Origin of the sequence: Streptomyces sp. P17, from assembly GCF_032436805.1 — a bacterium.
Taxonomy (GTDB): Bacteria; Actinomycetota; Actinomycetes; order Streptomycetales; family Streptomycetaceae; genus Streptomyces.
The window spans coordinates 1-17491 of the sequence record NZ_JAVRBF010000105.1 but is presented as its reverse complement, the minus strand read 5'-3'; the positions used below and the strand labels follow the sequence as shown (position 1 = coordinate 17491).

The window sequence follows — 17491 nt, the reverse complement described above, 5'->3', positions numbered from 1 at the left end:
CGACGAGCCCACATCGGAGCGCGACGCGGGCGCGCCCGGAGGCGACGAGGACGCCGGGCCGCAGAGCGGCGAGGGCGCCCCCGGAAGCGACGAGCCCACATCGGAGCGCGACGCGGGCGCGCCCGGAGGCGACGAGGACGCCGGGCCGCAGAGCGGCGAGGGCGGTTCGCGTGCCGAGGGCTCGGGGGTGGATGCCGCTGGTGGTGAGGGTGCGGGCAAGTTGTCCGAGGCCGAGGCCGAGTTGGCCGCGCAGCGGGTCGAGCGGGAGCGGATCGAGCGGCGCAAGGCCGAGAAGGCGGCGCCCATCGAGGCCGGGACCAAGCTCAGCGGGACGGCCGCGGATCTGCTGGCCGCCGTACGGGCCGTGGAGAGCGGTGCCAAGCCTCCGGCCACGGTGTTCGCCGAGCCCGAGCGGGCCCCCCGGCGGCCCGCCCCGGAGCCGGTGCGGCGGGCGCAGCCGGCGGTGACCGAGGCCCCCGTGTCGGCCGCGCCCGAGGTCGTGGAGGGCGTACGGCTGGTGCTGGCCGAGGCAGGTGCACCGGCCACGCTCGCGGCGCAGGTGGCCGCCGTGCTCGGTGAGGGCGCGGACGACCAGTTGCGGGCGGATCCCTGGCAGTTGCTGCGGGTCGGCGGGGTGCGTCCCGAGCAGGCCGACGGGTTCGCGCGGGCGCTGCTGGGCGCCGAGTGCGGACCGGACGACGAGCGGCGGGGGCGGGCGCTGACCGTCTGGCTGCTGGAGCAGGCGGCCCTGGCGGGGCACACGGCCCTGGAGATGCCGACGCTCACCGCCGCGCTGGCCCGGCAGGGCGTGCCGGACCCCGGTGCCGCCGTGCAGAGCAGCCTCGCGGAGGGCGAGGCGCTGGCCTTCCAGGACGCCCTGGATGAGGAGCCGGCCGCGCAGGAGGACGACGAGGAGCGGCCCGTTCGTGTCCTCGTCGGTCTTGAGCGGTACGCCCTCGCCGAGGAGAGCCTCGCCGACGGTCTGGGCCGGCTGATCAACTCCGTGCCCAAGCAGGACGGTACGGCGCAGGCCTGGGAGGAGGCCGCCGCCGCGGCCGGTGGCTCCGCGGGCGAGCTGATCCGGGCGGTCGCCGGGCACGCGCTGGTGCTGCACACCGGCGGTGCGGCCGCGCTCACCGAGCCCGCGGCACTGCTCCGCGCGGCGCGGGACATGGGCCTGCGCGCCTGGGCCGCGGCGCACAGTCCGCTCGGTCGGCGCCGGTTCGCGGGACTGCTGGTGGAGGGAGCGGGCGAGGCCACGGCGGCCGGAGCGCGGTCCGGAGCCGAGGGGCCGACGGCCGGGCTGTCTCCGGCCGAGGCCCCGACCCGTGCGGCTGCGGGCGGGATGCCCTCCCCCGCCGAGCCGCCGACCGACGCGGTCGCGGCCGCGGCCGGGCTGTCCTCCGCCACAGCCCCCCGAGAGGCGCCCGGTGTCGTCACCCTGGCCGGGCTGCTGGCCGGCGTCGAAGGGCCTGGCCGGGACAGCGAGGGGGCGCTGGATCTCGATCTGCTGGTCGTGCTGGACGCGCCCCAGCTGGACGTCGAGGCGGCCGCGCTTGTCGCCGAGTCGCTGCCGGACGGGGCTCGGCTGGTGCTGGCCGGTGATCCGAGGGTGCTGTGGTCCGTGGGTCCCGGGCGGGTGTTCGCGGATCTGCTGGCCGCCCGGGTCTGTCCGCAGGTCGCCTCCCGGCAGCCGGACCCCGGCCCGCTCGGCGAGCTGGTCTCGGGCATCGGCGTCGGCGAGCTGAACCAGGTCGAGGCGCCCGGCAAGGAGGTCGTGATCGTGCCGGTGCGGGACGCCGGCGAGGCCGTGCACCGGACCGTACAGCTCGTCGCCGACTCGGTGCCACGCGCGATCGGCGTCCCGCCCGAGGACACCCAGGTGATCACGCCGGGCCATGGCGGCGCGGCAGGCACCCGCGTGCTCAACACCGCGCTCAAGGAGCGGCTCAACCCCGGCCCCGGCCGCTTCGGGGGCTTCGACCCCGGTGACCGGATCGCCTACTCCCCCGCCCCCGGACGTACGCTGCCGGGCCGCGTGGTGAAGGCCGACGCCGACGGGCTGCATCTGTCCTGCGCGGGCGAGGACGTCGTCGTACCGAAGGAGCGGGTGGAGCAGTCCGTGCGGCACGGGTGGGCGCTCACCGCGCATCAGGCGGTGGGCGGGCGGTGGCCCGCGGTCGTGGTCGTGCTGCCCGGGGACGCGGCGGGCGCGCTCAGCCGGCCGTGGGTGTACACGGCGTTCGGCCGGGCGGAGCGGCATCTGTCCGTGGTGCACGGCGTGGAGCAGGCGCTGCCGCGGGCCGTGGCCGAGGTCCCGGCGAAGCCCCGGACGACCCGGCTGCCGGCACTGCTCAGCCCACAGCCGGGTCAGCCCGTCTAGGCCCGTACTTCGCAGGTCGCCGAAAAGGTTCTCCGCATCGGCCTCACGGCGTCCGATCTCGACCGGGCCGGACCGAGACGGCCATCGCTGCTGCGGTTCCGACCGGCGAGCGATCAGCTACGACCGCTTGGTCTTCACGATCGGGTGACCTGCGAAGTACGGGTCTAGGGGCGCGGGACTGTATCGACATGTGGCTCCGCCACGGGGCGTGACCGGCCACAACGCCCCGCGGACACGCCCGTGGCGCAGGCACCACGGCGGAACCTTGCAAGGAACGGCGGCGGCGGCGGAAAACCTCCGCGACCGCCGCCGTCCGAGCTCAGCCCCGGCGTTCCGCGTCGAGCGGCTCCAGGTCCTCGTCCTCGTCGTCCTCCAGCTCCGCTTCGAGGTCGTCGTCCGCCTCGTCGTCGGGGTCCTCCCCGTCGAGGTCGTCGTCGAACACCGCGCTGACGTCGAAGCGGCAGACCAGCCGCTGCGAATCGATCTGCTCGAACGGTGCCTCCAGCCACTCGCCCGGCTCCGCGGGCTCGTCGGCGGCGGTGACCCACAGCGTGGAGTCGCCCTCCTCCAGGCCGAACTCCTTGTGCCGGGAGGCGATCTCGTCCGGTTCGAACTCGCCGAACAGGATGCCCAGCGCCCCGTGGACGGTTCCGGGGGTGTCCCCGTCCTCGCCCTCGTCGTAGTCCGCCGCCTCGATCCGCTGTGCGTGGGCCAGCAGCCGCTGCGGTTCCACCACGGCGTAGTCGCGGCGGATCAGCACGCTCAGCGCGTTCGGCTCCTCGGGGCCGGTGTACGGCGGCAGGCCGTCGTCGGAACCGGGGATCTCGAAGGGCGTGACCTCGTCGTAGCGGTCGTAGAGCAGCTCGTCGTACGTTTCCGCGGCCGTGGCCAGCTCGTTGAACGCCTCGTAGACGGCCGGGTCGTCCTCGCCCGACCTGCGTTCGACCGCGGCGAGATGGCGGTCGAGCGCGGTCTTGACCGCCTCGGCGGCGGCGCGTACCTCGGCAGCGGTGGGCTGCGCAGCATCAGACATAGTGCAGACGCTATCCGTACCGGGCCCCAGCCCGCACAATAGATGCGATGCCGGAATACGAATTTGTCGACGTGTACGTACCGCGCGGGGTCTCCCGCAAGGACGCCACACGACTGCTGACGGACCATGCCGAGTACGGACACTGGGAGTTGGACCGCCTGAGCCTGCTGCGCGACGGAAGCCGCAGGGTGCGGCTGCGCCGGAGGATCATCCGCCAGGTGCGCGCCACGTGGTGAGAGCAGACGGAGACGGAGCGGGCCCCGCCAGGACAGCGGGGCCCGCTCCGTTGTGCGCGGCGTCTCAGGCGGAGGCCCGCGCCTTGCGGTAGAGCACCGCGCCCGCCAGCAGTGCGCCCGCGCCCATGGGGAGGGCGAGGCCCAGCGGCAGATCACTGCCGGTGGCGGCGAGCGAGGCGAGGCCCTCGGACTGGGTGACGGACCGGGCTCCCGGCAGGTCGGCCTGCGGGGAGCCGTTGGGCGTCACCTCGCCCGGGGTGGACGGGGTGCCCGGCGTTCCGGAGCGGGGCGGCCCGTCCGGATTGTCGCGATCCCTCGGATTGTTCGGATTGCCGGGATGGTTCCCGGAGTTGCCGGGCTCCTCCGGGCTCCCGGGATTCCCCGGGTTCTGCGGTCCTCCCGGATTCCCGGGCTGCTCCGGCGCACCCGGCGGGTTCCCGTACCCGCCCCCCGGCGGGTTGTGCCCACCGCCGCCGTTCGCGCAGTCGTTGCCCGTCGTGCCGTTGCCGACCCCGATGATGTCGGCGCTGTTGCCGCAGACGTTGACCGGCGCGTGGACCGGCACCTCGACATGGTTGCCGGAGGCCACGCCGGGCGAATCGGAGGCGCGACCGCCGGAGTGGGCGCCCCCGGAGCCGCCCGGCTCGCCGTAACCCCCGTCCGAGCCGCCCCCCTGAGTGACGCAGGTGTTGCCGACCGCCGGGTTGAGCACCCCGACGACATTGACCGTGTTTCCGCAGGCGTTGACCGGTGCGTACACCGGCGCCTGGACCGTGTTGCCCGACAGCACACCGGGCGAGCTGGAGCTGGAGCCACTCGCGCCCGAGTCGGCCTGGGCGCTCCCTCCCGCGGCGGCGATCACGCCCGTGGCCGCCGCCACGGTCATCAGACCCTTGCGGGTGACCTGTCGCATTGCTGAATTCCCTGCCTTCCCCCACCTGACCAACGCGAAAGACCGGTCGGCCCCGGAGCGCATGGCAAGCGCTCCGGGACCGACGGTGTCGAAACGAAACCTCAGAAAGGCAACGTCACTTGTTGACGCAGGTGTTGCCGAAGGCGGGGTTCAGCAGCCCGATCACGGAGATCGTGTTGCCGCACACGTTCACCGGGACGTGCACGGGGACCTGAACCACGTTGCCGGACAGGACACCCGGGGAGTTCACGGCGGCACCCTGGGCACCGGCGTCGGCGACGGCCATACCCGCACCCGCGAGAACGAGACCACCGGTGGCAGCAGCGGCGGCGACGATCTTCTTGATCATTATTCCTCCTTGTTGGCAATGCGATCCCAAGCAGCGGATCGCATCACCAGTAACGAGGAGGGGCTAATAGAGCTACGACCCTATGAGCGCATTCACCCTTCCCATTCACTCCCGTACGCGCGGGCGAATAGTGAAGTCTCGTTTCAGCGGGCGAAATCAGGACGCGTCGAGGAACCGGTCGAGCACCCGCACGCCGAACTTGAGTCCTTCCACCGGCACCCGTTCGTCGACGCCGTGGAACATGCCCGCGAAGTCCAGCTCCGGCGGCAGCTGGAGCGGCGCGAAACCGAAGCAGCGGATGCCGAGATCGTCGAAGGACTTGGCGTCGGTGCCGCCGGAGAGCATGTACGGCACGGCCCGCGCGATGGGGTCCTCGGCGCTCAGCGCGCTCTGCATGGCGTCGACGAGCTTGCCGTCGAAGTCGGTCTCCAGGGCCTTGTCGGCGTGTACGTCCTCCCGCTTCACCCGGGGGCCGAGCAGCCGGTCGAGGTCGGCGAGGAACTCCTCCTCGTAGCCCGGCAGGAAGCGGCCGTCGACGTGCGCGGTGGCCTGGCCGGGGATGACGTTGACCTTGTAGCCGGCGCCGAGCATGGTGGGCGCCGCGGAGTTCTTGAGGGTCGCGCCGACCATCTTGGCGATGCCGCCGAGCTTGGCGAGGGTCTCGTCCATGTTCTCGGGGTCGAGTTCGGTGCCGAGCGCGTCGGAGAGCTCGTCGAGGAAGGACCGTACGGTCTTGGTGACCCGGACGGGCCACGTGTGCCGCCCGAGCCGGCCGACGGCCTCGCACAGCTCGGTGATGGCGTTGTCGTCGTTGGTCATCGAGCCGTGGCCGGCGGTGCCGTCGACGGTGAGCCGCATCCAGTGCATGCCCTTCTGGGCGGTCTCCACGAGGTACAGCCGCAGCTTCTCGTTGACGGTGAAGGAGAACCCGCCGACCTCGCCGATCGCCTCGGTGACGCCCTCGAACAGCTCCGGGTGCTTCTGGACCAGGTACTTGGCGCCGTACGTGCCGCCCGCCTCCTCGTCGGCGAGGAACGCGAGGACGATGTCGCGCGGCGGCTTGCGGCCGCTGCGCAGCCGGTCGCGCACGACGGCCAGCGTCATGGCGTCCATGTCCTTCATGTCGACGGCACCGCGGCCCCACACACAGCCGTCCGCGATCTCGCCGGAGAAGGGGTGGTGGGTCCAGTCGGCGGCGTTGGCCGGTACGACGTCGGTGTGGCCGTGGATGAGGAGCGCGGGCCGCGAGGGGTCCTCGCCCGCGATCCGGGCGACCGTGGAGGCGCGCCCCTTGTGCGACTCGATGATCCGCGGTTCGAGGCCCACCTCGGCGAGCTTCCCGGCCACGTACTCCGCGGCCTTGCGCTCGCCCGGGCCCGAGTGGTCGCCGTAGTTGCTGGTGTCGATCTGGATCAGCTCGCGGCAGAGGTCCACAACCTCGTCCTCGCCGGTGACGCTTCTGGCCGTGTCCGTCCCGCTCACGCTGGTTCCTCCCACTGTCACTGCTGGTGGTCCCCCTCATCCTCCTCCCGCGACGGGCCCCGGCCCAAGACCACCCCCCGCCCGTCACACGCCGTTCACGGCGGACCAGGGGGTGATCGGCCACTGTCCGGAGCCTGGTAATGTTTTCTCTGTCGCCGCGAGGGAAACCCCGCGCGACAGACACCTTGTCCGGGTGGCGGAATGGCAGACGCGCTAGCTTGAGGTGCTAGTGCCCTTTATCGGGCGTGGGGGTTCAAGTCCCCCCTCGGACACCAGCTGTTACAGCATCGAGTGCCGGCCGGGATGATTCCGACCGGCACTTCGCGTTTGCGGCGACTCCTCCGCGCCATGCGCTCCGGGTCAAGCCGGTCGTCGTCGGGCGGTCTGATCACCCAGATCATCGCCGGGCGTGAGCTGTCGCGGGCGTCGGTGGCCATCGACACGGCGCCGTTCCGCGGGGTGCCTTCGCCAACGCGGTGAGCGAGGAGGAAGCGCGCGAGCTGTGCGACACCTTCGCGGTGCCCGCGGCGGGTGAGCCGCTGTTCCAGGCGGCCGCGGCCAACCTCAACCCGTGGACCGAGGTGAAGGCGCTCACCATCGACCACGGCTGGCGCGAAGTCGCCGACACCGCACTGGCGTTCATCACGCGTTTCGCCCGGTGGACACGCAACGGAGTCGGCCTGGTGCTCTGTGTGGGGCATCTCTCCCGCCCCCGCAAAACGCCAGGTCATCGACGTGCCCACGTCCACCCGAAGGGCCCGCAGGATCCTTCCCGGGTGGCATTCGGCGGGGGTCGGACCTGGCGTCGTACTAAAATTTCCGGCTTGTTACGGAGCTGGAGACAACCCCAGGCAGACCTGCGGGCCCGCCAGCGCCCCGGAGGCTTCCGGGAGAGACGCGAGGACCCGATGGCAGCCATACACGAGAGCAGTGCTCTCGGTCTGCTCGACGAAGAGATCCGCGAGCGGTTCGGTGATACGGCACGTTTCTCCGGGGGCCCTGCGGCCTCTCCCCGCACGCTCGTCGACATTCTCGACGCGTCCGTCCGCTCGTACCCGGACGAACTCGCCCTGGACGACGGTACGACGCGGCTGACCTACCGTGCGCTCGCCGTCGAGGTGGCGCGGGTGCAGCGGCTGCTCGCCGAGGCCGGCGTCGGGCTCGGCGACCGGGTCGGCGTGCGGGTGCCGTCCGGGACCAATGATCTGTACGTCGCCATCCTGGCCGTTCTCGCGGCCGGTGCCGCCTATGTTCCCGTCGACGCCGAGGACCCGGACGAGCGGGCCGAGTTGGTGTTCGGGGAGGCGGACGTACGGGCCGTGATCGGGGCGGGGCACGAGATCACCGCCCACGGCAGGGCCGACGTCCCCGCCGGACGGCCCGGGGTGGAGCACGACGCCTGGATCATCTTCACCTCCGGTTCGACCGGCAAGCCCAAGGGCGTCGCCGTCACGCACGAGAGCGCGGCGGCGTTCGTGGACGCCGAGGCCGCGCTCTTCCTCACCGAGGACCCGATCGGGCCCGGCGACCGGGTCATGGCCGGGCTTTCGGTCGCGTTCGACGCGTCCTGCGAGGAGATGTGGCTGGCCTGGCGGTACGGGGCCTGTCTGGTGCCCGTGCCCCGCTCGCAGGTGCGCAGCGGCGCCGATCTCGGGCCGTGGCTGGTCGAGCAGGAGATCACCGTGGTCTCCACGGTGCCCACGCTGGCCGCGCTCTGGGAGCCGGACACCCTCAACGAGGTCCGTCTGCTGATCTTCGGCGGTGAGGCCTGCCCGCCGGAGCTCGCGCAGCGGCTGGTGACCGAGGGCCGCGAGGTGTGGAACACCTACGGGCCGACCGAGGCGACGGTGGTGGCCTGCGCGTCGCTGATGTCCGGTGAGGAGCCGATCAGGATCGGGCTGCCGCTCAACGGCTGGGAACTGGCCGTCGTGGACGAGGCCGGGGAGCCGGTGCCGATGGGCGGCAGCGGTCAGCTCGTGATCGGCGGGGTCGGGCTCGCCCGTTACCTGGACGCCGAGAAGGACGCGGAGAAGTACGCGCCGCTGGATCCGCTGGGCTGGGAGCGGGCGTATCGCAGTGGTGACCTGGTCAAGGCGGAGCCGGAGGGGCTGGTCTTCCTCGGGCGGGCCGACGAGCAGATCAAGCTCGGCGGGCGGCGGATCGAGCTGGGCGAGGTGGACGCGGCGCTCCAGGCGCTGCCCGGGGTCGCCGGCGCCGCTGCCGCCGTACGCACCGCCCGCAGCGGCAACCAGCTCCTCGTCGGCTACGTCGTGACCCAGGACGGCTGGGACCAGGCGGCCGCCGTCGAGAAGCTGCGCGCCGAGCTGCCGGCGGCCCTGGTGCCGCTGCTGGCGCCGGTCGAGGACCTGCCGACGCGGACGAGCGGCAAGGTCGACCGGAACGCCCTGCCCTGGCCGCTGGAGGGCCTGGAGACCGGCGGCAGGGCCGAGCAGCTCTACGGCACCGAGGCCTGGCTCGCCGAGCAGTGGACGGAAGTCCTCGGTATCCCGGTGACGAGCGCCCGCGACGACTTCTTCGCGATCGGCGGCAGCAGCCTGGCCGCCGCCCAGCTCACGACGAAGCTGCGCACCCGCTATCCGAGCGCGGCCGTCCTCGACATCTACCAGCAGCCGACGCTGCGGAAGCTGGCGCGGCACCTGGAGGAGTCCGCGCAGGACGACGGCTCGCAGCGGACGATCACCCCGGTGCCCAAGCGCGCGCAGGCGGTCCAGCTGCTCGTGCTGCTGCCCCTCTTCACGCTGCTCGGGCTGCGCTGGATGGTGCCGCTGGCCGCGGCGGGCAATGTCCTGACCGCGTATTCCTGGCTGCCGACCGCCCCCTGGTGGCTGGTCGGGGCCGGTGCGCTGGTGTTCTTCAGCCCGCCGGGGCGGCTCGGGATCGCCGCGGGCGGGGCCCGGCTGCTGCTGGGGGGCGTGCAGCCCGGCCGGTACCGGCGCGGGGGCAGCGTCCATCTGCGGTTGTGGGCCGCCGAGCGGCTCGCGGAGTTCAGCGGGGCGACCTCGCTGACCGGGTCGTGGCTGGAGCGGTACGCCCGTGCGCTGGGCGCGAAGGTCGGGCCCGACGTCGATCTGCACTCGTTGCCGCCGGTCACCGGCATGCTGAAGCTCGGCCGGGGCGCGGCCGTCGAGTCCGAGGTGGACGTGTCCGGGTACTGGCTGGACGGCGACCGGCTGGAGATCGGCCCGGTCAAGGTGGGCGCCCATGCCGTCGTCGGCACGCGCAGCATCCTCTTCCCGGGCGCCCGGGTCGGCAAGCGGGCCGAGGTGGCGCCGGGCTCGGCGGTGACCGGGCAGATTCCCACCGGTCAGCGCTGGGCGGGCGCACCCGCGGTGAAGCTCGGCAAGGCCAAGCGGAACTGGCCGAAGGACCGGCCGCGCAGGAGCACGCTCTGGCGGGGCATGTACGGCGTGAGCGGACTCGCGCTGAACGTGCTTCCGGTGCTGTCGGGGGCGGCGGCGCTGGCCGTGGCGTACCCCTTCGTCGACGCCGACGCCCCGCTCAAGGGCGCCGCACTCGCCCTCGTCCCGGCCACACTGGCCTTCGGGCTGACGTACGCGCTGCTGATCCTGATCGCCGTACGGCTGCTGAGCATGGGTCTGAGCGAGGGCATGTACGCCACGCACAGCCGGGTCGGCTGGCAGGCATGGACGGTCACGCAGCTCATGGACCGCTCCCGGGAGACGCTGTTCCCGCTGTACGCCGGTCTGGCCACGCCGGTGTGGCTGCGGCTGCTCGGCATGCGGATCGGCAAGGGCGCCGAGGTGTCCACCGTGCTGGCGCTGCCCGGCCTCACCACGGTCGGCGAGGGCGCCTTCCTGGCCGACGACACGCTGACCGCGCCGTACGAGCTCGGCGGTGGCTGGGTGCGGATCGGGCGCGCGGAGATCGGGCGACGGGCGTTCCTCGGCAACTCGGGGATGACCGCGCCGGGGCGGAGCGTGCCGGACGACGGTCTGGTCGGGGTGCTGTCGGCGACGCCGAAGAAGGCGAAGAAGGGCACTTCGTATCTGGGGCTGCCGCCGGTGAAGCTGCCGCGCAGTGCGAGCGACGGCGACCAGAGCCGGACGTACGATCCGCCGGCGCGGCTGCTGTGGGCGCGCGGTCTTGTGGAGCTGTGCCGGATCGTGCCGGTGTTCTGCTCGGCGGCGCTGGCCGTGCTGACGGTGGCGGCGCTGTGCGCGCTGGGCGGCTGGGCCTGGCCGCTGGGCGGGCTTGTGCTGCTCGCGGCGGGCGCCGTCGCGGGACTGGTCTCGATCGCCGCCAAGTGGGCACTCGTCGGGCGGCACCGCAGCGGGGAGCATCCGCTGTGGAGTTCCTTCGTGTGGCGCAATGAGCTGGCCGACACCTTCGTGGAGGTGCTGGCCGTGCCGTGGCTGGCCGGTTCCGTGCCGGGTACGCCGCTGATGACGGCGTGGCTGCGCGGGATGGGGGCGCGGATCGGCAAGGGCGTGTGGGTCGAGAGCTACTGGCTTCCGGAGACGGACCTGGTGACCCTTCAGGACGCGGCGACGGTGAACCGGGGCTGTGTGCTGCAGACGCACCTCTTCCACGACCGGATCTTGCGGACGGATACTGTGGTCCTCCGTGAGGGCGCGACGCTGGGTCCTGGCGGAATCGTCCTGCCCGGCAGCACGGTCGGGGCCCGCACCACGCTGGGTCCCGCGTCGCTGGTGATGGCCGCGGAGTCCGTTCCCGACGACACGCGCTGGCTGGGCAACCCGATCGAGTCATGGCGGCGTTGACCGCTCCTGCGACGTCATCGGGGGGCGAGGCACGTCGTACGAGCACAGCGCAGGGAGCAGACGCAGCAGTGGCAGCTCAGCAGTCCGTGGGTGCGGACCCGTACTTCCCCGACAACGGTGATCCCCGTTACCGGGTGCATCGGTACGAACTCGCGCTGGACTACCGCCCGGGCCCCAACCGGCTGTCGGGGACGGCCCGGATCAACGCCATCGCGGGCCGGTCGCCGCTCACCGAGTTCCAGCTCAACCTGGCCGACTTCAAGATCGGCCGGGTCCGTCTCGACGGACGGCAGCCGCACTACACACACCGCGGCGGGCGGCTGCGGGTGAAGCCGGCCAAGCCGATCCGGCCCGGTGCCGCCTTCACCGTCGAGGTGCACTGGTCGGGCAACCCCAAGCCGGTGGGCAGCCCCTGGGGCGGGCTCGGCTGGGAGGAGCTGGAGGACGGGGCGCTGGTGGCGAGCCAGCCGGTCGGGGCGCCGTCCTGGTATCCGTGCAACGACCGTCCGGCCGACAAGGCGTCGTACCAGATCTCCATCACGACGCCCTCGGCGTACGCGGTGGTCGCCGGTGGCCGGCTGCTCACCCGGACGACCAAGGCATCGACGACGACCTGGGTGTACGAGCAGTCCGCGCCGACGTCCAGCTATCTCGTCGGGCTGTCCATCGGCAAGTACCAGACGGTGCTGCTGGGCGATCCGGGCCCCGGCGGGGTGCCCCAGCACGGGCACATCCCGGCGCATCTGCTGCCGCAGTTCTCCCGGGACTTCGCGCGTCAGCCGCAGATGATGGAGCTGTTCCAGGAGCTGTTCGGGCCGTACCCGTTCGACGAGTACGCGGTCGTGGTGACCGAGGAGGAGCTCGATGTGCCCGTCGAGGCACAGGGGTTGTCGCTGTTCGGCGCCAACCACGTGGACGGCGCGCGGGGTTCGGAGCGGCTGGTCGCGCACGAGCTGGCCCATCAGTGGTTCGGCAACAGTGTCTCGATCGCCGACTGGCGGCACATCTGGCTGAACGAGGGGTTCGCGAAGTACGCCGAGTGGCTGTGGTCGGAGCGGTCGGGCGGCCGTACGGCACAGCAACTCGCCGCCGCCGCACACCGGTTGCTCGCCTCGCAGGCCCAGGACCTCAAGCTGGCCGACCCCGGCCGCAAGCTGATGTTCGACGACCGTCTCTACCAGCGCGGCGGACTGACCGTGCACGCCCTGCGCTGCGCGATGGGCGACGACCCCTTCTTCCGGATGCTGCGCGGCTGGACCGCGCTGCACCGGGGCGGTGCGGTGAGCACGACGACGTTCACGGCACACGCGACCCGCTTCGCGAGCGAGCCGCTGGAGGAGCTGTTCGACGCGTGGCTGTACGGCACGTCGCTGCCGCCGCTGCCGAGTCCGGTGACGGCGTTGCCGGTGAAGCCGCCGTATCCGCCGGGCGCGGGAGCGTCGGCATGAGCGCCTGTCCTTGCGGCCTGTCCGAGCCGTACGAGAAGTGCTGCGGCCGTTTCCATTCCGGCTCCGCCGCCGCCCCGACCGCCGAGGCGTTGATGCGGTCCCGGTACAGCGCCTTCGTGAAGGGGAACGTCCCGTATCTGCTGCGGACTTGGCACCCTCGGACCAGGCCCGCGCGGCTCGATCTCGACCCGTCGATGAAGTGGACCGGGCTGGAGATCCTCTCGGCCGGCGAGGGCTCGGCGTTCCACTCCACCGGCACCGTGACGTTCCGGGCGTCCTTCCGGGGCGGCTCGCTGCATGAGCGGAGCCGGTTCGAGCGGGTGGACGGGGCCTGGGTGTACGTGGACGGGGAGTTCCTGGACTAGGAGAGCGGCTTCTCCCACACCGACACATGCCGGGTGCTCTCGCCGGTGAAGGGCGCCCGGTTCCAGTCCTCCCAGCGGTCGCGCAGGCGCAGGCCGGCGAGCCGCGCCATCAGGTCCAGCTCGGCCGGCCAGACGTACCGGAACGGCAGTGACCAGTGCTCGGCGCGTCCGTCGACGATGGTGACGTAGTGGGAGCTCATGGCCTGGGTGGCGGGGTCGTAGGTGTCGAACGCCCACTGGGTCGGGGTGATGCGGAAGGGTACGGCGCTCTGCCCTGGCGGCAGTCTGCGCAGTTCGGGTACGCCGACCTCCACGACGAAGCAGCCGCCGGGCGCCAGATGGGCGGCGGCGTTGCGGAAGCAGTCGACCTGGGCGTCCTGGGTCGTGAGGTTGTTGATGGTGTTGAACACGAGGTAGGCGACGGTGAATTGACCGTCCACCCGGGTCGTGGCGAAGTCGCCGATGGTCACGCCGACGGCGTCCCCGCCGGGTTTGCCCCGCAGTCTCGCCACCATGGCGCGGGACATGTCGATGCCGTGCACGGGTACCCCGCGGGCGGCCAGGGGCAGCGCGATCCGGCCGGTACCGATGCCGAGTTCGAGCGCCCGGCCGTCACCGGCGAGGCCGGCCAGAACGTCAACCACCGGGCCCACGACGTCCGGTCGGAACATGTCCGAGGAGTCGTCGTCGTAGCCCGCCGCGATCTTCTCTCCGAAGTAGCCGTCTTCATCAAGCACTTCGGGACCGTACCGCCGGCGCCGATGCCGACGCCCGTGATTTTTCAGGGCGCCAGGATGTCCAGTTCCTGGAGGGCGCCGACCGTGATCTCGCGGACCAGGTGTTCGGCGCGGTCCGCGTCACGGGAGCGGACCGCCTCGGCGACCTGGACGTGCAGGGTGACGGCGGCGGGGTCGGGGTCCTCGAACATGACCTCGTGATGGGTCCGGCCGGCGAGGACCTCGGCGACGACGTCTCCGAGGCGGGCGAACATCTCGTTGCCGGAGGCGTTGAGGATGACCCGGTGGAAGGCGATGTCGTGGAAGAGATAGCCCTCCAGCTGGTGGCCGCGGGAGTTGGCCACCATGCCCAGGGCGCACTCGGTGAGTTCGGCGCACTGCTCGGCGGTGGCGTTCCTCGCGGCGAGGCCCGCGGCGACCGGTTCGATCGCGGAGCGCAGCACGGTGAGCGAGCGCAGCTGGTGGGGCCGGTCGGCGCCGGCCAGGCGCCAGCGGATGACCTGGGGGTCGTAGACGTTCCACTCGGCCTTGGGGCGGACCGTCACGCCCACGCGGCGGCGGGATTCGACCAGATACATGGACTCCAGCACGCGCACCGCCTCGCGCATCACGGAGCGTGACACATCGAACTGCTGGGCGAGCTCGTCCGTGCGCAGCACGCTGCCCGGTGGGTACTCGCCCGCGGTGATCGCGGGGCCGAGGGTTTCGAGTACATGTCCGTGCAGGCCCCGGCCCGTTGTGCTCATGCACACAGAGTACGGGGGAGCTCACGGGGACAAAAAGTCAGACTTATTTGTCACAGACTCTTGAATTCATCGTACCTAATGGGTTTCAGTGTGGCCGACGTCAGATGTCGACGTCGTTCGTCGAAGAAGCGTGTGTCGAGGAAGACAGCGAGGCAGTGATGCGTACCCCCCACGTCGTCGTCGTGATGGGCGTCGCCGGAACGGGCAAGACCACGATCGGTCCCCTGCTCGCCGCCCGGCTCGGTGTCCCGTACGCCGAGGGCGACGACTTCCACCCGCAGGCCAGCATCGCCAAGATGTCGGCCGGTACCCCGCTCGACGACGAGGACAGGTGGCCGTGGCTCGATGCCATCGGCGCCTGGGCGCACGAGCGGACCGGGCTCGGAGGGGTGGTCAGCAGCTCCGCGCTGAAGCGGTCGTACCGCGACCGGCTCAGGGCCGCCGCACCCGGGGTGGTCTTCGTGCACCTCGCGGGCGACCGCGAGCTGATCGAGAACCGGATGCGGCAGCGGCAGGGCCACTTCATGCCTACGGCCCTGCTGGACTCCCAGTTCGCCACGCTCCAGCCGCTCCAGGCCGACGAGGCGGGCGTCGTGGTGGATGTCTCGGGCACGCCCGAGGAGATCACCGCGCGCGCCATGGCCGCGCTGGACGCCCTCGACGCACCGTCGGCACCGACGTCGTAACCCCCCACGCCTTCCCCTCCCCACCCCCGTAACCGCAAGGGAAACCCCCGTGACCAGACTCAACGTCGAGCTGCTGGCAGCGGACACCGTCGAGCCCATCACCTCGGCCGGTCATGCTCAGCTGGGCATCGCCGTGCTGGCGGGCATCGCCGTCATCGTGCTGCTCATCACCAAGTTCAAGCTCCACGCCTTTCTGGCGCTCACCATCGGTTCGCTGGCGCTGGGCGCGTTCGCCGGGGCGCCGCTGGACAAGGTCATCGCCAGCTTCACCACCGGGCTCGGCACCACCGTCGCCGGCGTGGGCGTGCTGATCGCCCTCGGCGCGATCCTCGGCAAGATGCTCGCCGACTCCGGCGGCGCGGACGAGATCGTCGACACGATCCTCGCCAAGGCGGGCGGCCGCTCGATGCCGTGGGCGATGGTGCTGATCGCCTCGGTGATCGGTCTTCCGCTGTTCTTCGAGGTCGGCGTCGTCCTGCTGATCCCGGTCGTGCTGATGGTCGCCAAGCGCGGCAACTACTCGCTGATGCGGATCGGCATCCCGGCGCTCGCCGGTCTGTCCGTGATGCACGGTCTGGTCCCGCCGCACCCCGGTCCGCTGGTCGCGATCGACGCGGTGCAGGCCAATCTGGGTGTCACGCTGGCGCTCGGTGTCCTGGTCGCGATCCCGACGGTGATCATCGCCGGTCCGGTGTTCTCGCGGTACGCGGCCCGCTGGGTCGACGTCCCGGCCCCGGACAGGATGATCCCGCAGCGTGCCTCGGAGGAGCTGGAGAAGCGTCCCGGCTTCGGCGCGACCCTCACCACCATCCTGCTGCCGGTGGCCCTGATGCTCTCCAAGGCGCTCGTCGACATCGTCATCGACGACCCCGAGAACACCACGCAGCGTGTCTTCGACGTCATCGGTTCCCCGCTGATCGCGCTGCTCGCGTCCGTGCTGCTCGGCATCTTCACGCTGCTGCGCCCCGCCGGGTTCGGCAAGGAGCGTGTCTCCGGACTGGTCGAGAAGGGGCTCGCGCCCATCGCCGGAATCCTGCTGATCGTCGGCGCGGGCGGCGGCTTCAAGCAGACGCTGATCGACTCCGGTGTGGGTCAGATGATCCTGGAGATCTCCGAGGACTGGTCGATCCCGGCGCTGCTGCTGGCCTGGCTGATCGCGGTGGCGATCCGGCTCGCGACCGGTTCGGCGACGGTGGCGACGATCTCGGCGGCCGGTCTGGTCGCGCCGCTCGCGGCGGGCATGTCCACCACGGAGACGGCCCTGCTGGTCCTCGCCATCGGCGCCGGCTCGCTCTTCTTCAGCCATGTCAACGACGCCGGGTTCTGGCTCGTGAAGGAGTACTTCGGGCTGACCGTCGGACAGACCATCAAGACCTGGTCGGTGATGGAGACGATCATCTCGGTGGTCGCGGGCGGCATCGTGCTGCTGTTGTCCTTGGTGATTTAGCGACCGTAGGACACTACTGGGCCCGCCCTGTCCTCGACACCGAGGAGAGGGCGGGCCCAAGTGGGTTCCCCGGCGGGGGACTTGGTCCCATCATGGGGGGACTTGGCAGCGGTGGGTGTCATGGCGATTTCGCTCGGGGTGCGGATAACGGGGTTACTCGTCGCGGGGGCGCTGGCTGTGGGGACGGCGGCGGCTTGTGGTGGGGGTGGCGGGGGCGGAAACGATTCGTCAGCACCGACGCCGAGACCCGCGCCCTCGGCCTGCGCGACACCCTGTTCCGCTTCTCCACCGCGGACTATCTGCTGCGCAGTGTCGACGCCCTCTACCTCCCCGTCCTGGTGGCGGCGGCCGCGGCCATGGCGGCGGCGACGCTGCACCGGCACGTCGAACGCGACCCGGCCCGCGGCGAGGGGGCGCTAAGGGTGCTGCGGCACGCCTGGGTGCCGGCGGTCTTGCTGCTCCCCCTCTACTCCCTCGCGCCGGACCTGTTCGATCTCCTCGTCCCGTTGCTCGTCCTGGCGGGCGTCCTGCTCAGCGCCTACGCCCGCACCCGACCGGAGCCGGAGGGAACCGCCGCCCCTCGGGACACCGCGCGGATCTGGGCGCCCGCCCTGCTGGTGGCCGTCGTCGCCCTGTTCTGGGCGGTCTACGCCTACGCCGGTGTCGTCGGCCGGGGCCGTGCCGAGGAGACGGCCGCGACCGTCGCCGAGGAGTTCCCGGCCGTGGTCGTGTTCAGCGAGCACGATCTGCTGATCCGCGACGGCGGCAGCTGCCTCAGTCTCGTCAAGGAGGAGGGCAGCCCCTACCGGTTCCGGTACGCCGGGCTGCGGCTGTTCCATGTCTCCGGTGACCGGCTCTTCCTGGTATCCAGGTGGTGGGCACCATGGAAGAGCGGCTGTTCCA

General features: G+C 71.8%; 14 protein-coding genes and 1 tRNA gene. 9 read left to right on the top strand and 6 right to left on the bottom strand.

Annotation, left to right across the window (positions count from 1 at the left end):
• A partial coding sequence (locus RMT89_RS38085; protein WP_315888345.1) for a helix-hairpin-helix domain-containing protein occupies positions 1 to 2383 on the top strand: 2383 nt, incomplete at its 5' end.
• 319 nt (positions 2384 to 2702) lie between these two features.
• Here RMT89_RS38085 and RMT89_RS38080 read toward each other — a convergent pair.
• Complete coding sequence (locus tag RMT89_RS38080) at positions 2703 to 3416, bottom strand: hypothetical protein (protein WP_315888344.1); 714 nt, start codon at positions 3414 to 3416, stop codon at positions 2703 to 2705.
• A gap of 47 nt (positions 3417 to 3463) precedes the next feature.
• Between RMT89_RS38080 and RMT89_RS38075 the strand changes: the two genes are divergently transcribed.
• Positions 3464 to 3652 (top strand): DUF5703 family protein, encoded by a 189-nt coding sequence (locus tag RMT89_RS38075; protein WP_005485166.1) that lies wholly within the window; start codon positions 3464 to 3466, stop codon positions 3650 to 3652.
• Between the two features lie 64 nt (positions 3653 to 3716).
• Here the strand turns inward: RMT89_RS38075 and RMT89_RS38070 are convergent, their stop codons facing one another.
• The 3 genes from RMT89_RS38070 to RMT89_RS38060 all read right to left on the bottom strand — a co-directional run bounded on the left by RMT89_RS38070 (position 3717) and on the right by RMT89_RS38060 (position 6396).
• Positions 3717 to 4565: a chaplin family protein gene (locus RMT89_RS38070; protein ID WP_315888343.1), complete on the bottom strand. Its 849-nt coding sequence runs from the start codon at positions 4563 to 4565 to the stop codon at positions 3717 to 3719.
• Between the two features lie 115 nt (positions 4566 to 4680).
• Entirely contained in the window at positions 4681 to 4914 is a 234-nt protein-coding gene (gene chpH, locus RMT89_RS38065; protein ID WP_315888342.1) for a chaplin ChpH, read from the bottom strand.
• A gap of 156 nt (positions 4915 to 5070) precedes the next feature.
• Positions 5071 to 6396, bottom strand: a complete 1326-nt coding sequence (locus RMT89_RS38060; RefSeq protein WP_315888341.1) for a M20/M25/M40 family metallo-hydrolase — start codon at positions 6394 to 6396, stop codon at positions 5071 to 5073.
• 187 nt (positions 6397 to 6583) lie between these two features.
• Between RMT89_RS38060 and RMT89_RS38055 the strand changes: the two genes are divergently transcribed.
• The 4 genes from RMT89_RS38055 (at position 6584) to RMT89_RS38040 (ending at position 12972) form a co-directional block, all read left to right on the top strand.
• Positions 6584 to 6671 (top strand) — tRNA-Leu (locus RMT89_RS38055).
• Positions 6672 to 7304: 633 nt separating this feature from the next.
• A complete protein-coding gene (locus RMT89_RS38050) occupies positions 7305 to 11159 on the top strand; it encodes a Pls/PosA family non-ribosomal peptide synthetase (RefSeq protein WP_315888346.1) in 3855 nt (1284 codons plus the stop codon).
• A 68-nt stretch (positions 11160 to 11227) separates the two neighbouring features.
• Positions 11228 to 12607: a M1 family metallopeptidase gene (locus RMT89_RS38045; RefSeq protein WP_315888340.1), complete on the top strand. Its 1380-nt coding sequence runs from the start codon at positions 11228 to 11230 to the stop codon at positions 12605 to 12607.
• On the top strand, positions 12604 to 12972 hold the full coding sequence (locus tag RMT89_RS38040) for a YchJ family protein (RefSeq protein ID WP_315888339.1): 369 nt from the start codon (positions 12604 to 12606) through the stop codon (positions 12970 to 12972). Before RMT89_RS38045 ends, RMT89_RS38040 begins: the two co-directional genes overlap by 4 nt.
• Here RMT89_RS38040 and RMT89_RS38035 read toward each other — a convergent pair.
• Together RMT89_RS38035 and RMT89_RS38030 are read right to left on the bottom strand one after the other, a co-directional pair.
• Positions 12969 to 13709 (bottom strand): class I SAM-dependent methyltransferase, encoded by a 741-nt coding sequence (locus RMT89_RS38035; protein WP_315888338.1) that lies wholly within the window; start codon positions 13707 to 13709, stop codon positions 12969 to 12971. The genes RMT89_RS38040 and RMT89_RS38035 overlap by 4 nt on opposite strands.
• A 44-nt stretch (positions 13710 to 13753) precedes the next feature.
• On the bottom strand, positions 13754 to 14455 hold the full coding sequence (locus tag RMT89_RS38030) for a FadR/GntR family transcriptional regulator (RefSeq protein ID WP_315888337.1): 702 nt from the start codon (positions 14453 to 14455) through the stop codon (positions 13754 to 13756).
• A gap of 158 nt (positions 14456 to 14613) precedes the next feature.
• Between RMT89_RS38030 and RMT89_RS38025 the strand changes: the two genes are divergently transcribed.
• The 3 genes from RMT89_RS38025 to RMT89_RS38015 all read left to right on the top strand — a co-directional run.
• Complete coding sequence (locus RMT89_RS38025; RefSeq protein WP_315888336.1) at positions 14614 to 15141, top strand: gluconokinase; 528 nt, start codon at positions 14614 to 14616, stop codon at positions 15139 to 15141.
• Positions 15142 to 15190: 49 nt separating this feature from the next.
• Positions 15191 to 16588, top strand: a complete 1398-nt coding sequence (locus tag RMT89_RS38020; RefSeq protein WP_315888335.1) for a gluconate:H+ symporter — start codon at positions 15191 to 15193, stop codon at positions 16586 to 16588.
• 194 nt (positions 16589 to 16782) lie between these two features.
• Positions 16783 to 17491 (top strand): hypothetical protein (locus RMT89_RS38015; RefSeq protein WP_315888334.1); only part of this gene is annotated, 709 nt, incomplete at its 3' end.

Bases quoted from the DNA above. Each gene is read 5' to 3' on its own strand.
- RMT89_RS38025 (WP_315888336.1), top strand. From the start codon at position 14,614: ATGCGTACCCCCCACGTCGTCGTCGTGATGGGCGTCGCCGGAACGGGC.
- RMT89_RS38080 (WP_315888344.1), bottom strand. From the start codon at position 3,416: ATGTCTGATGCTGCGCAGCCCACCGCTGCCGAGGTACGCGCCGCCGCC.
- RMT89_RS38070 (WP_315888343.1), bottom strand. From the start codon at position 4,565: ATGCGACAGGTCACCCGCAAGGGTCTGATGACCGTGGCGGCGGCCACG.
- RMT89_RS38030 (WP_315888337.1), bottom strand. From the start codon at position 14,455: ATGAGCACAACGGGCCGGGGCCTGCACGGACATGTACTCGAAACCCTC.
- RMT89_RS38075 (WP_005485166.1), top strand. From the start codon at position 3,464: ATGCCGGAATACGAATTTGTCGACGTGTACGTACCGCGCGGGGTCTCC.
- RMT89_RS38050 (WP_315888346.1), top strand. From the start codon at position 7,305: ATGGCAGCCATACACGAGAGCAGTGCTCTCGGTCTGCTCGACGAAGAG.
- chpH (WP_315888342.1), bottom strand. From the start codon at position 4,914: ATGATCAAGAAGATCGTCGCCGCCGCTGCTGCCACCGGTGGTCTCGTT.
- RMT89_RS38040 (WP_315888339.1), top strand. From the start codon at position 12,604: ATGAGCGCCTGTCCTTGCGGCCTGTCCGAGCCGTACGAGAAGTGCTGC.